At 59.1% G+C, this 13,649-nt stretch carries 13 protein-coding genes and 4 tRNA genes; 5 read left to right on the plus strand and 12 right to left on the minus strand.

The genetic code is table 11. The annotated features are described in order from the left end of the window. Window positions 1-144: 144 nt before the first annotated feature. The 3 genes from AC3WMV_RS08795 to AC3WMV_RS08805 all read left to right on the plus strand — a co-directional run bounded on the left by AC3WMV_RS08795 (window position 145) and on the right by AC3WMV_RS08805 (window position 2,395). On the plus strand, window positions 145-1,233 hold the full coding sequence (locus AC3WMV_RS08795) for an asparaginase (RefSeq protein ID WP_027611548.1): 1,089 nt from the start codon (window positions 145-147) through the stop codon (window positions 1,231-1,233). A 177-nt stretch (window positions 1,234-1,410) separates the two neighbouring features. Beyond that, the gene (locus AC3WMV_RS08800; RefSeq protein WP_003226395.1) at window positions 1,411-1,701 is read left to right on the plus strand and encodes a DUF1654 domain-containing protein; all 291 of its coding nucleotides are present in this window, start codon (window positions 1,411-1,413) and stop codon (window positions 1,699-1,701) included. Between the two features lie 4 nt (window positions 1,702-1,705). Next, a complete protein-coding gene (locus tag AC3WMV_RS08805; protein WP_003226397.1) occupies window positions 1,706-2,395 on the plus strand; it encodes an endonuclease in 690 nt (229 codons plus the stop codon). Window positions 2,396-2,450: 55 nt separating this feature from the next. Here AC3WMV_RS08805 and AC3WMV_RS08810 read toward each other — a convergent pair whose 3' ends face one another. Both AC3WMV_RS08810 and AC3WMV_RS08815 read right to left on the minus strand, forming a co-directional pair. Further along, the gene (locus AC3WMV_RS08810) at window positions 2,451-3,362 is read right to left on the minus strand and encodes a siderophore-interacting protein (protein ID WP_103367622.1); all 912 of its coding nucleotides are present in this window, start codon (window positions 3,360-3,362) and stop codon (window positions 2,451-2,453) included. A gap of 86 nt (window positions 3,363-3,448) precedes the next feature. Further along, entirely contained in the window at window positions 3,449-3,817 is a 369-nt protein-coding gene (locus AC3WMV_RS08815) for a hypothetical protein (protein WP_027611545.1), read from the minus strand. 250 nt (window positions 3,818-4,067) lie between these two features. Here AC3WMV_RS08815 and csrA point away from each other — a divergent pair, with 250 nt between their 5' ends. Further along, on the plus strand, window positions 4,068-4,262 hold the full coding sequence (gene csrA / locus AC3WMV_RS08820) for a carbon storage regulator CsrA (RefSeq protein WP_003179932.1): 195 nt from the start codon (window positions 4,068-4,070) through the stop codon (window positions 4,260-4,262). A gap of 225 nt (window positions 4,263-4,487) precedes the next feature. Here the strand turns inward: csrA and AC3WMV_RS08825 are convergent, their stop codons facing one another. The 3 genes from AC3WMV_RS08825 to AC3WMV_RS08835 all read right to left on the minus strand — a co-directional run bounded on the left by AC3WMV_RS08825 (window position 4,488) and on the right by AC3WMV_RS08835 (window position 5,545). Next, the gene (locus AC3WMV_RS08825; protein WP_097088679.1) at window positions 4,488-4,943 is read right to left on the minus strand and encodes a DUF2214 family protein; all 456 of its coding nucleotides are present in this window, start codon (window positions 4,941-4,943) and stop codon (window positions 4,488-4,490) included. A 37-nt stretch (window positions 4,944-4,980) separates the two neighbouring features. Continuing rightward, complete coding sequence (locus tag AC3WMV_RS08830) at window positions 4,981-5,244, minus strand: hypothetical protein (protein ID WP_146038490.1); 264 nt, start codon at window positions 5,242-5,244, stop codon at window positions 4,981-4,983. A gap of 224 nt (window positions 5,245-5,468) precedes the next feature. Then, window positions 5,469-5,545: transfer RNA gene (locus AC3WMV_RS08835), tRNA-Val, on the minus strand. A 184-nt stretch (window positions 5,546-5,729) separates the two neighbouring features. Here AC3WMV_RS08835 and AC3WMV_RS08840 point away from each other — a divergent pair. Beyond that, window positions 5,730-7,013: an NAD(P)/FAD-dependent oxidoreductase gene (locus AC3WMV_RS08840; RefSeq protein WP_103367621.1), complete on the plus strand. Its 1,284-nt coding sequence runs from the start codon at window positions 5,730-5,732 to the stop codon at window positions 7,011-7,013. Window positions 7,014-7,158: 145 nt separating this feature from the next. On the opposite strand, the gene AC3WMV_RS08845 is transcribed toward AC3WMV_RS08840, so the two are convergent. The 7 genes from AC3WMV_RS08845 to AC3WMV_RS08875 all read right to left on the minus strand — a co-directional run bounded on the left by AC3WMV_RS08845 (window position 7,159) and on the right by AC3WMV_RS08875 (window position 13,599). Next, window positions 7,159-8,130 carry an XdhC family protein gene (locus tag AC3WMV_RS08845; protein WP_103367620.1) on the minus strand — a complete coding sequence of 324 codons (972 nt, stop codon included), beginning with the start codon at window positions 8,128-8,130 and terminating at the stop codon, window positions 7,159-7,161. A gap of 1 nt (window position 8,131) precedes the next feature. Next, on the minus strand, window positions 8,132-9,367 hold the full coding sequence (locus tag AC3WMV_RS08850) for a c-type cytochrome (protein WP_103367619.1): 1,236 nt from the start codon (window positions 9,365-9,367) through the stop codon (window positions 8,132-8,134). 2 nt (window positions 9,368-9,369) lie between these two features. Then, a complete protein-coding gene (locus AC3WMV_RS08855; RefSeq protein ID WP_003226408.1) occupies window positions 9,370-9,909 on the minus strand; it encodes a (2Fe-2S)-binding protein in 540 nt (179 codons plus the stop codon). Beyond that, window positions 9,902-12,733, minus strand: a complete 2,832-nt coding sequence (locus AC3WMV_RS08860) for a xanthine dehydrogenase family protein molybdopterin-binding subunit (RefSeq protein ID WP_103367618.1) — start codon at window positions 12,731-12,733, stop codon at window positions 9,902-9,904. Before AC3WMV_RS08860 ends, AC3WMV_RS08855 begins: the two co-directional genes overlap by 8 nt. Before the next feature lie 487 nt (window positions 12,734-13,220). Further along, window positions 13,221-13,297, minus strand: a tRNA-Asp gene (locus tag AC3WMV_RS08865). Between the two features lie 94 nt (window positions 13,298-13,391). Next, window positions 13,392-13,468, minus strand: a tRNA-Asp gene (locus AC3WMV_RS08870). A 55-nt stretch (window positions 13,469-13,523) separates the two neighbouring features. Next, window positions 13,524-13,599 (minus strand) — tRNA-Val (locus tag AC3WMV_RS08875). Window positions 13,600-13,649 lie beyond the last annotated feature (50 nt).

Here is a 13,649-nt window from a genome sequence, read left to right on the forward strand (position 1 = left end):
ATCATCAGGTTAAACATTTCTCTAAAGCAAAGTAGCACTGGTACAGATCCTGCTCCCTAGCCTGCACCCCGGGCATTCAGATCGGCTCGGGGCGCATCTAGATGAACCTGCATCAGCACCGTCTCACTACTAGAGAGAAAAATAATGAAATCTGCTTTCAACACCTTGGTTCCGGGCGCTTTGGCCCTCCTCCTGCTCCTGCCCACTGCCCTTCAGGCAAAAGAAGTCGAAACCCAGACCAAACTCGCCAACGTCGTGGTGCTTGCCACGGGCGGCACCATTGCCGGTGCCGGCGCCAGCGCAGCCAACAGCGCCACCTATCAAGCGGCCAAAGTCGGGATTGAACAACTGATCGCCGGCATCCCCGAACTGAGCAAACTGGCGAACGTGCGTGGCGAACAAGTCATGCAGATCGCTTCGGAAAGCATCACCAACGACAACCTGCTGCAACTGGGTCGCCGCGTATCGGAACTGGCCGACAGCAAAGACGTCGATGGCATCGTCATCACCCACGGCACCGACACCCTGGAAGAAACCGCGTACTTCCTGAATCTGGTGGAAAAAACCGACAAGCCGATCATCGTGGTCGGCTCGATGCGTCCGGGCACCGCCATGTCGGCGGACGGCATGCTCAACCTGTACAACGCCGTCGCCGTCGCCAGCAGCAAAGAAGCGCACGGCAAAGGCGTGCTGGTGACCATGAACGACGAGATCCAGTCCGGTCGCGACGTCAGCAAAATGATCAACATCAAGACCGAGGCGTTCAAAAGCCCTTGGGGTCCGCTGGGCATGGTGGTTGAAGGCAAATCCTACTGGTTCCGCTTGCCGGCCAAGCGTCACACCATGGATTCGGAATTCGACATCAAAAACATCAAGAGCCTGCCTGACGTAGAAATCGCCTACTCCTACGGCAACGTCGACGACACCGCTTACAAGGCCCTGGCCCAGGCCGGCGCCAAAGCGATCATCCATGCCGGTACCGGTAACGGTTCGGTGTCTTCGCGCGTAGTGCCATCCCTGCAAGCCCTGCGTAAAGACGGCGTGCAGATCATCCGCTCGTCCCACGTCAACGCCGGTGGTTTCGTTCTGCGTAACGCCGAACAACCTGACGACAAGTACGACTGGGTAGTCGCTCACGACTTGAACCCGCAAAAGGCCCGCATTCTGGCCATGGTCGCCCTGACCAAAACCAACGACAGCAAAGAACTGCAACGGATGTTCTGGGAATATTGATTGGCCCTCGCCTGACCCTTTCGGGTCGGGCAACCTGCTCACCACTCGCCCGTGCGGCGGGTGGTGCTGCCACTTACGCTGAGCGCGACTTTTTCATACAAAATAATCGACCCGACCTACACCAAAAGCGGAAAAGCGCTGTCAGAGGATTTTCTTGAATTTTAAGCAGTTGCGAAAATGCTTACAGTTAAATACTGTATGCACGTACAGCTTAATAAGGATAACCTCGTGGCCACCTCTCCTGATGCTCCTGACGCTTACGAACGCATGGGCATGCGCGTTCAGAAAATCATCAATTCCCCTACCGCACAAAAAGCCAAAGCCGCACTGATCTTCCGTCTGCCGGACGAGCCTGTGGATGCATGGGAGCAACTGCTCGAGGAAATCGACGAGAACGACAACGTCACACTCGCCTATCGCGACGATGGCGGCGTGCAGATTTTTTGGGTTGTGCCGAAGGAAGATTGATTCAATGAGTGTCCGCTGTTTTGCTTTGCTGCTGCTGTTCATCGCTTTTGGCGCCCAGGCTGGCGCGCCCCGCACTTTTACCGAGGCCAAAAAGGCCGCCTGGAAACTCTATGCACCGCAGTCCACCGAGTTTTACTGCGGCTGCAAGTACACCGGCAACAAGGTGGACTTGAAGGCATGCGGTTACGTGCCGCGCAAGAATGCCAAGCGTGCTTCACGCATCGAATGGGAACACATCGTCCCGGCGTGGGAGTTCGGTCACCAGCGTCAATGCTGGCAGTCGGGCGGGCGCAAGAACTGCACCCGCTATGACCCGAGTTACCAGAAAGCCGAAGCCGACCTGCACAACCTGGTGCCGAGCATTGGTGAGGTCAACGGTGACCGCAGCAACTTCAGTTATGGCTGGCTGCCGGTGCAATCCGGGCAGTACGGCTCGTGCCTGACCCAGGTCGACTTCAAGGCCAAGAAGGTCATGCCGCGCCCGTCGATTCGCGGCATGATCGCGCGCACCTATTTCTACATGAGCAAGCAGTACGGCTTGCGCCTGTCGAAACAGGATCGGCAACTGTACGAAGCGTGGGACAAAACTTATCCAGTGCAGGACTGGGAACGTCAACGCAATCAGAGCGTGGCTTGCGTGATGGGACGCGGCAATGAATTTGTCGGGCCGGTAAACCTGAAAGCCTGCGGCTGATTCTTCAGCGCAAAAGAAAAGGCCTCGAACGTGATGTTCGAGGCCTTTTTTGTTTTTAGCTGCCAGCCTTGTTGTAGCGCCAGTAGCCCATCAGATTGAGTGACTCGCGGGGGATACCGCACTCCCTGATCAGGTATTTGCGCAGACGCATGACCGCCGCGCTTTCTCCGGCAATCCAGCCATAAAACCCTTCAGGGGCCGTGTTGGCGATCTCCCAGAGTATGTCTTTGTCGATATCGACTTCGGCGAGTTCGGCAGCTTGCCCGACCGATGAATCCTCTGCCGGCAGGAACGCCTGCTGCACTGCCTTTACCATCAGCGCCCCAGCCACTACTTCTGGCGCCTGATCGCGAATCAGCCACTGCACCGACAGCCCAGGCCAATCCGGCACCGGGAGCATGTCTGGTGCGCTGTCCACTTCAAAGTAAGCCTGAGTCTGAGGCGGTTCAGCCATGGCAGCCAACTCGTCAAGAATGCCCATGGCGGCCGGCAATGCCGTGGCATCGGCCACCAGCAAAACCTCCTTGAGCACCTGCGGCGGTTTCCATTCGAACCCTCCGGCGTCCTGCGCGGAAAAACCGCTGTCAGGAGCGAGAATCTGCATCGACGCTCCTGGCTGCGCACGCAGCGCCCAGCGCGACGCGGGACCGGTTTCGCCATGCAGAACAAAGTCGATGTCGACCTCGCCTTGCTCGGCGCGCAAATGACGAATGGTGTAGGTACGCATTGCTGGCCGCCGGCTCGCCAGCATCGAACGAAAACGCGCGTACCAGCCCTCCTCCTGCGCAAGCCGTGCAGGCGATCCATCTTCAGCAGGGAAGAACAGTTTGACGCGCTGATCCGGCGCCCAAGTGGCCATGCCACCTATCGAAGGGTCGGCGAGCGTGATCCGCATCATGTGCGGACTCACCAGCGTCTTGCGGTGCAAAACCGCATTGAAGAGTTTATAGGGAGCGGCGGAGGCCATGCGGAGCTCCTTCAAGAAATCGTGATTGACTCGTATAAGACGAATCGCCCGCGATGTCCTTTAGGCCGCTCCGCTGAAAGTGCTGCTTACGGCGCGAGCGGATGCTCGACGAGCACCGACTCGACGTTCTGCTTCTTGGCCTTCACCAATGCCGCATCCACCTCTACCTTGCGCGCTTGCGCGTCGGCCTGGGAGTTGAACGGGCCAATCAGGATCCGCGTCTTGCCGCTGCTGTCCTTGATCACGGTCGGCACGAACGCATGCTCGATCAACCAGCCACTCAGGTCACTGACAGCCTGAGGCGTTTCGCCGCGTACTTCGAGGTCCCATTGCGGGGCGGACGCTGCCGCAGGTGCGGCCGCGACGGCCGTTTTCGGCTTCTGCACGTCTACACTCTTGCCTTCACCACATCCCGCCAATGCCAGTGCCGCGACCATCCAGACCAATTTGCGCACAACGCTTTCCTCGAAAATCACAAAGCGGCGATCTTAACATTCATAAATACTTCGCGAGGCCCGCAAAATGGGCACAAAACAACGAGATTGATGATTGCAGCCTCTGTATAGTTACGCCCTGGGAATTAATGCCGCATCTGCGCGTCAGAAAGAGGCACCCAAACCGTGAGACTTCGCACTAATCTATACGTACCACCGACCTCTGCACTGTCTGAATCAGGTGCCCTACAAAGCAATCAAGGAGAAGACCATGCTGATACTCACCCGCAAAGTCGGTGAAAGCATAAATATTGGTGATGACATTACGATCACCATCCTCGGCGTAAGCGGTCAGCAAGTCCGTATCGGCATCAACGCCCCGAAAAACGTTGCCGTGCACCGTGAAGAGATCTATCAGCGCATTCAGGCTGGCCTGACCGCCCCGGACAAGCCACAAACTCCCTGAGCCGCATTGCAGTCAGTAGCCAGTCCGTTTGCCTCTGCGTAATGACTGGCTAAAGATTCACGCGCCGTACTGCCATCCGCTCCCCAGTCCACTTGGCACGGCGCCTGACACATCCCTTCTCCGCTTCATTCGCTTCCCTTCCTTTCTCCAGCAGCGCGATACTACCTGCGACTGCCAAGCCTGGCTGTCAGACATTTCCGAGAGGACACAGGGAATTGCTCCCTGCTAGCCGAACGTCACGCCGCGCGCCATGCCGGTAGCTGCAATCATCATCAGTACCAACAGCAGCGCCTCGACATGGCTGATCCGTGCGAACAGCTTTGCACGTCCGGTATCGAGCGCCTTGCCCCGCGCCAATGCGATCCGCCATTTGACCAGCGTGATCATCGGCGCCAGCTCTGTCAGCAGAATCAGCACGAACAACGTCATCTTCAAATGAAACAGCGGCTGGTGCAGATAATAGTCAGTGCCCTTTTCAAAGCCACCGAAGGCGCGCATGCCACCGGTCACCAGTAGCACCAGCGCAGCAATCCCCCACAGATTATCAGCGAGCAAAACCCGCCTGGCCTCACCGACGCCAGCGGCCAGACGACTGAACGCCGTGCCACGGGTCAACACGGCCCAGAAGCCCAGTGCAAAAGCCAAGAGATGAATCGCGGCGAGAAACCAGTGAACCAGCATCGACGAACTCCTTTGAGAAAGCCCTGGAAAACGCCAGTCAGTAGTAGTCGAAAAAAACCGGTTTCGCCCGCACACGATCGTGGGGTTGGAAAGCTTCGCACTGGAAGCCGGGAGACAAAAAGCGCAATTCACCAAATCGCAGGCAAAAAAAATCCCAAGCAGCTGATGGAAGCTTGGGATTTAAAAATGCATAAACCGTGGTGGTGAACGCGGGGCAGATGTTACTGAACTTCACGATCAGCAACAACATTTTTTTGATAACCGGTCGGTTAAAAATACCGGTAACCCGTTCAATATCCACACTTTTTCGACGGATCCAAAAAAAGAACAGAACGCCATATCAACAGATCGTGTTATTTCGAAACACGCTAAGCGCTTGGGTAACGGAAGAGATGCAGTGTTGGAAGGTGCGCTGAGGTGGGGGTTTTGAAAAAGCTTTGCAAAAGTTTTGCAAATCGCAGACAACAAAAAAGGGCCCACCTTTCGGTGAGCCCTTCTAGACCGCCCAGCAGAGCGGATTTTGTTTGGTAGGCGCGATTGGACTCGAACCAACGACCCCCACCATGTCAAGGTGGTGCTCTAACCAACTGAGCTACGTGCCTGCTGTGAGGCGGCATTCTACGGAATTCCGGAGGGGTGTCAACACCTTTTTTTCACCTAACCCTATGAATATGCAAAATATTTAATTTCGGGCCGGCAGATAAGATTTTTCCGGTGGCTGGCGGAGGTTTTTCAACTCGGGTAGGATCGACGCACTCGTAAAATATATTAAACAGAGGCTGCAGGATGGCGAACACCCCTTACCCAGAGTCTTATTACGCTGCGTCGGCCAATGCCGTACCGCCACGTCCGGCCTTGCAGGATGATGTGGAGACGGATGTCTGTGTGATCGGCGCCGGGTATACCGGGCTGTCGTCGGCGTTGTTTCTGTTGGAGAACGGTTTTCGCGTGACAGTCCTGGAAGCTGCCAAGGTCGGCTTCGGTGCGTCGGGGCGTAATGGCGGGCAGATCGTCAACAGCTATAGCCGTGACATCGACGTCATCGAGCGCACGGTTGGCCCAAAGCAGGCGCAACTGCTCGGGCAGATGGCCTTCGAAGGCGGCCGGATCATTCGGGAGCGCGTGGCCAAGTACGACATCCAGTGCGACCTGAAGGACGGCGGCGTGTTCGCCGCGCTCTCCGCCAAGCAGATGGGACACCTGGAATCGCAGAAGCGCCTGTGGGAGCGCTTTGGCCACACGCAACTGGAACTGCTCGATCAGCGCCGCATTCGCGAAGTGGTGGCGTGCGATCAATACGTCGGCGGCATGCTCGACATGAGCGGCGGCCACATTCATCCGCTGAACCTGGCGCTCGGTGAAGCTGCTGCGGTCGAGTCCCTCGGCGGCACCATCTATGAGCAATCGCCAGCCGTGCGCATCGAGCGTGGTGCCAACCCGGTGGTGCACACGCCGCAAGGCAAGGTCAGGGCCAAGTTCATCATCGTTGCCGGCAACGCCTATCTCGGCAATCTGGTACCGGAACTGGCGGCGAAATCGATGCCGTGCGGCACCCAGGTAATCACCACCGAACCGCTGGGCGATGAGCTGGCGAAATCTCTTCTGCCACAGGATTACTGCGTCGAAGACTGCAACTATCTGCTCGACTACTACCGACTGACCGGCGACAAGCGTCTGATCTTCGGCGGCGGCGTGGTTTACGGTGCGCGGGATCCGGCGAACATCGAAGCGATCATCCGCCCGAAAATGCTCATGGCGTTCCCGCAACTGAAGGACGTGAAGATCGACTACGCGTGGACGGGCAACTTCCTGCTGACCCTGTCGCGCCTGCCGCAGGTTGGGCGCTTGGGCGATAACATCTACTATTCGCAAGGCTGCAGCGGCCACGGCGTGACTTACACGCATCTGGCCGGCAAGGTACTGGCCGAGGCGTTGCGCGGTCAGGCCGAGCGTTTTGATGCGTTTGCCGATCTGCCGCACTATCCCTTCCCGGGCGGGCAGTTGCTGCGCACGCCCTTTGCGGCATTGGGTGCGTGGTATTACGGGTTGCGTGACAAGCTGGGGTTCTGATCAGTTTTCTTGACTGACAAGAAACTGTGGCGAGGGAGCTTGCTCCCGCCGGGTCGCGCAGCGGACTCTCTTTTATCTAAAAAGAAGGCCTGCTGCGCAGTCCAGCGGGAGCAAGCTCCCTCGCCACAAATTTGCAGAATCCAGATCAGAGCTGGTCTCGGGCAATTCCGCTACGAATCCGCAAGATATCCGCCAGCACCGCCAAAGCGATCTCCGCCGGTGTCTTGCTGCCGAGGTTAAGCCCGATCGGCGCATGAATCCGCGCCAACTCGACCTCCCCCAGCCCACCAATCCTGCGCAGGCGCTCGAAGCGTTTCTGCGAAGTCTGCTGCGAACCCATGACGCCGATGTAAAACGCCTCGGTGCGCACCGCTTCCATCATCGCCAGATCGTCGATGCGCGGATCATGGGTCAGCGCCACCACCGCGGTATCGCGATGACAACCACCATCGGCGATGAACACTGACGGCAGTTGCCGACGAATCTCCACACCATTCAGCACCACGCCTTCGAGCACTTCATCGCGCGGATCGCAGAGAATCACTTCGAAACCCAGACCCACCGCGAACTCGGCACAGGCCTGCGCCACGCTGGAGTATCCCGCCAGCAACAGACGCTGAGCAGCACCGACGCGAATCCGCACCCGATCAATCTCGCGCTCGATGCGCGCACCCTGCTCGCGATCAGTGAACAGACTGCGCGCACCGCTGGCCAGATCGACCTCGCGAATCAAACGGCGCTGGCCGAGCAGCGCCGATTCAAGCTCACGCAGATGCGCCTGCACCTCGCAGTCGGCGTCAAACTTCTCTACCAGTACGTCGAGAATGCCGCCACAGGGCAAGCTGACCCGCGAGCGCGGATCATCGCCTTCGCCGTAACGCACGACATTGACCGCATCGAGAAACGCGCCTTCAGCGACGCGCTCGAGAAAGTCTTCCTCGACACAGCCACCGGACAGCGAGCCGATCCACTGGCCGCTATCGTTCACCGCCAGCAACGAACCCGGCGCACGCGGCGCCGAGCCGTAAGTGGTCAGCACGGTGGAGAGCCAAATGCGCTGCCCCGCCACCGACCACTCCAGTGCCCGCCGCACAACCTGTAGATCGAGATGCTGCATGTCAGTGCGCCTTGTGCTCGACGGCCGGAGCGTCAGCCTGCAGCTTCTGCACGTCGCTCACTGCCAACTCTGCCGATTGACCGCCCCAGCCTTGACGCAGGTAGTTCAGCAGATCGGTCAGTTGCTCAGGCTTGAGCTTGTCGGCGAAACCCGGCATCGGTTGCATGTGTTCGAACCCGGCGAATTTCTGTTCACCGATACCGTCCTCGATCACCCGCACCAGGTTGCGCGGATCTTCCAGGCGCAGCGTGGTATTGCCACGCATGGCCACGGCGATGTGCGGTTTGCCTTCACCACCGGCGGCATGACAACCGGCGCAGACGTTCAAATATTCCTGACGGCCGCGTTGCGCACTCGGGCTGAGTTTGTCCAGCGACACTTCAGTCAGCTCTTTCGCCGCTGGCGGCTTGTCGCCAAGCAGGAACGTCGCCATCGCCGCCAGATCCTGATCGTTCAGACCCTGAGTGCTGTTGTGGAACACCGGGAACATCTCGTTGAACATCGTGCCTTGGGCGCTCATGCCGTGCTTGAGGAACGCGCTCAGGTCCTGCTGATTCCAGCCGCGCGCCGCGAGATCGGTGGCGAGCAGGCTCGGTGCCAGATACCCGTTGAGGATGCCGCCGGTCAGGCGCTTTTCCAATTGCATCGCACCCGGCAGGCCGCGTGGCGTGTGGCATTCGCCGCAGTGACCGAGCACCTCGACCATGTACTGGCCGCGCTTCCAGGCTGCGCTTTTGCCTTCGCCAGACTCGAGCTTCAAGGCCTTGCCGTACAGCATGTTCCAGCCGATCAGGCCCGGACGCACGCTGAACGGAAAGCTCAAACTGGTGACCGGCGCGGCGCGCTCGATCGGCTCGATGGTTTTCAAGTACGCGTGGATTGCATCCGAGTCTTCCCGAGGCATCAGGTGATACGAGGTGTACGGCATCGCCGGATACAGATTCGCCCCGTCGCGACGCTTGCCTTCGGTCAGTGCAGCGAAGAATTCGTCATCGCTGTACAGGCCGATGCCGTGCTCTTTGCTCGGGGTGATGTTGGTGCCGTAGATAGTGCCGAACGGCGAAACGATCGACAGCCCGCCGGCAAATGGCGCGCCGCCCGGCGCGGTGTGGCACGCCATGCAATCGGCAGCGCGAGCAAGATATCCGCCGCGCTTGACCTGATCATCAGCGTGAGCAAACAACACCGGCGCAGCCAGCCCGACCGCCAGGGTCAGGCGGGTCAATAGATGCTTCATGCTCAACCCTCCTTGACCAGGCCGAGATCGGTCAGCACGTTGCGCGTGGCGTTGTAGTAACGCACGTACCCGGTGCAACGGCAGATGTGGTGGCCGAGGCTGTCCTCGATGACTTTTTCCAGTTGGCTTTTGACGATCGGCTGGCGCTGCAGCTTCTCCACCAGCACCGTCGCGGCGTTGACGAACCCCGGCGCGCAGTAGCTGCACTGGAAGGCGAATTCGTCGACGAAACGCTGCTGGATCGGGTTCAGCTCAGTGACCTGGCCACTCTCATCACGCTTGGCGTGACTTTCGATGGTGCGGACTTTCTTGCCTTCGAAGTAATGCGCGCCGGTGATGCAGGTGCGCACTTCTTCACTGGTGCCGTCCGGGTTGTCGACGATCACCACGCAGGCGTGGCAGATACCCTGGCCGCAGCCCAGGCGCGAACCAGTGAGATTCTTGTATTCGTGCAGGTAGTCGATCATCGGCAGGTCATCAGGGATGTCCACCGGGCCGACGGATTGACCATTGAGGGTCAGTTGAAGCGGACGGTTAGCCATTGAGGGCCTCCTTGATGCGCGCAGCAGTGATTGGCAGATCGCGAACACGTTTACCGATGGCATGCGCCACGGCGTTACCGATGGCACCGACCACCGGGATCATCACCACTTCGGCGATGCCTTTGGACGGATCGCTAGGCGACAGCGGCGGCAGAATCTCCGCGGTCTGCTTCCACACCGCCACGTGGCGGGCCATCGGCAGGCGATAACGGTTGAAGTTCCAGTCACCCTCCCCCGGTCCGCCTTCGTACAGCGGCATCTCTTCCATCAGCGCGTGACCGATGCCCATGGCAATCCCGCCTTCGAGCTGGCCCTTGACCAGTTCTTCGACCAGCACCCGACCGCACTCGACCCACGAATGGTGGTTGAGCACCTCGACTTCCGCCGAGCCTTTATTGACCTTCAGCTCGACCAACGTGGCCACCGGGCTGTAGTAAGTCACCGCCGCGTTGTTCAACTGGACCACCGGATAGTTGATGTTCTGGCGATCCAGCAGGTGGAAACCCGCCGTGATCATCAACGCTTTCTTCGCCTTCGGCGCGCCATCACCGTACTTCACTGCGAGACCGTCGAGCGGCAGACGCTCGCGCACGCCGTCGATGCTGTATTCGGCCTCGGCCCAGCTCCAGCGGTTGAACGCGTGCACGGTGGCGCCGGTGACCAGACCACGTTCGTGAGCGCGTTTGGCCAGCTCTTCGAAGCTCAATGGCTGCATGCCATTGGCAGTGAGCTTGCCATCGACCCAATGCGCATCTTCACGACGCACCACGTAAGGGTTGGCTTGACCGCCGTAAGGGCCCTGACGCCAGATTTCCATGGCCGCCGGCCACAAACCGTTGTTGAACAGCACGCGCGCCGCTTCACGGGTGGCGTGACTGAAGTAGTAGGCCGAGTTGGTCGCGGACGACGCCGAGGCCAGCTTGCCAACCCAGCGCGGGTTGCGCAGCAGGTTGTCCTGTTCGGCCTGGCTCATGATGTAAGGGTTGCCGCTGGTGATCAGCTGCATTTCCTTCCATTCGGTTTCGCCGGTCTTCACGTCGTGCGCCGGGCTGCCAAGGAAATCAGCAACGACCAGCGCCTGCGAAGTGGACATGCCGGTGCCGATTTCGATACCGATGTGGCGCAGGGTGATGCGACCTTCAGCGGTGAATTCGATGCTGGCCATCGGCGCTTCGGAACCGGTGCCGAAATCTTTCTGGCAAATGGCGAAACCCACGCCGTACCAGTTGTCCGGGTCGGCAGCTTCGCGCTGTTTCTTGATCGCGTCGCGGCTTTTCCAGACTTCGTGCACCGAGGCCTTGTCGAGAATCTCGTGCAGGCGCAGGGCACCGGCCGGAATCGCGCCCTGGGTGTTTTTCATGCCCGAACGCAAGGCGTTCTTGCGACGCAGATCAATCGCGTCAACGCCGAGGCGGTTGGCGATTTCGTCGACCATCATTTCGGTCGAGGCCATGCTTTGCAGGGTGCCGTAACCGCGCATCGAACCCGCTTCAACACCACGCGAGTGATAAGCGGTGACCTGCAGATCGTTCTGCGGCATGTAGTAGATCGACTGCGCTGCCGTGGCACCGACTGCCGCCACCGACGGGCTGTAGTTGATGCGACCGCCACCGTCGACGCTCATCTCGGCACGGAAAATCTTGAAGCTGTAGTCATTCTTGTCCACTGCGAGCTGGTAGCGGATGTCGAACGGGTGGCGCTTGATGCCGCTCTGGAACTGCTCGTAGCGGTCGTTGGCCAAACGGATTGGCACACCGGCGCCATACAGCGCAGCGAGGGCCGCGTAGTAGACGAAGATGTTGTGGTCTTTGGAACCGTAGCCCACGGTGTAACCCGGGTGCATGTTCAGGTTTGCCAGGCCGAAGCGCGATGGCGCGATCATTTTCGCGGTCTCGGTCGCCGCTTCCAGCGGGCACTGAGTGGCGACCACGAAGTGCAGGGTCTTGGTTTTCGGGTCGTACCAGCCGTTGCCGTTGTCCGGCTCCATGGCGGCCGGTTCGATCGACGGGGTCTTGTAGCGCTCGTCGAACACCAGCCAGTTGTCCGGCGGCGTATCGATCTCTTTTTTCATGCGGTCGGCGTAGAACAGGCCGCGCTCGGTCAGGTTGCCGTGCAGGTTCGGCTGGGAATTCCACACCGGACGCCGGTTTTTCAGCATCGGGAACAGAATCGAGTCTTTCAGGCTGGCGAATTCGTCTTCGTCGGCCGAGGTCGCACCGCCCACGCGCACGTAGCGGAAGCTGCCATAAGGGTCGCCTTCGTAGTACGGCACTTGTGCACCGTAACGAATCGCCTTGTCATTGAATTTGAGTTTGTTCTTGGCCTGGCGGAAACGCTCGAAATCGTTCCAGATCAGGATCGCCACCGGGTGGCCGATGAACATCGGCACTTTGCCTTCCGGCAGCAAAGGGTCTGGCGCGTGTTCTTCGGGGAAGACGATGCCGTCCTTGTCCAGATCGGCAGCGGTGACGATACGGTCAGGTTGCAAGTCGGCGCCCAGCCACGACAGGTCGTAGCCTTCGTAGATTCGGTCGGCCTTGATGGTTTTCAGCAGCATGGCGTGGCCTTGCTGTTCAGGCCAGCCCGGCATGTCCTTGGAACGAATGTCGCGGGCAAATACTTTGCCGCCGCAGACCTTGGACAGGGCGTCGTTACGTTGGCGTGCCTTGCCGTTGTTGCCGAGCCACTTCTCGGACGGCACGGTGACGCTGTTTTCCATCAAGGCAGCCAGCGCCTGACTGCTGAGCGGCGTGAGCGTGACGCTCACACCCGCCACCAGCCCGCCCTGGAGGAACGAGCGCCGGGATACATCACGGTTGGACATGGATCATCCTCTGGGCGGTTATGTGTCCGCCCTTCTGGTTATCTACTGGGAATCTCGAGTCTTGCAGAAGCCCTTCTTGGCGAAACAAAGGGCGTGTTGACAGTGCAAAGCTGACCGAAAGGTTAACTTTAAAGGTTTCTGAGCGTCCGGCAAACAACCAGTTACAAAAATTTGACTAAAGAATCAAAAAATCAATGCGACGTGGCACCGCAGCAGATCGCCGGGCAATTCGACAACCCCCTGTGGGAGCGGGCTTGCTCGCGAAGGCGTACTGTCAGCCAGCACATTATTAGCTGGCACACCGCTTTCGCGAGCAGGCTCGCTCCCACAGGGATTTGCGCTGGATTGAGGAGGGAGGAAGAGAGGAAAGCCAAATTTCAGACACAAAAAACCCCGGCCTTTCGACCAGGGTCTTTGCTATCGATTCCGAAACAACCAACGGTTGCTTTCGGTGTTTCAAGGCGTTCAGTGGTCCTTGAAACAGATATGGCGCAGCGGACGGGACTCGAACCCGCGACCCCCGGCGTGACAGGCCGGTATTCTAACCGACTGAACTACCGCTGCGTATCGCTTTGAGCTTGCGCTCAAGTAACTCGTTTTGACTGAAAGCTTCGGTGCTTTGCAATCGCGAACCAGACAATGTCTGACTCGTAAAATATGGCGCAGCGGACGGGACTCGAACCCGCGACCCCCGGCGTGACAGGCCGGTATTCTAACCGACTGAACTACCGCTGCGCGTCGGTGGAGGCACTTTCAGCCTACCTCTTGCTTTCGCAAGTTTCTCGGGGAGTGGTGGGTGATGACGGGATCGAACCGCCGACATTCTGCTTGTAAGGCAGACGCTCTCCCAGCTGAGCTAATCACCCGTTTGCATCTCCGAGGCCGCGAAATTTACGCAGGTAGCGAACCTAAGTCA

It is taken from the genome of Pseudomonas sp. FW305-3-2-15-E-TSA4 (assembly GCF_058787295.1).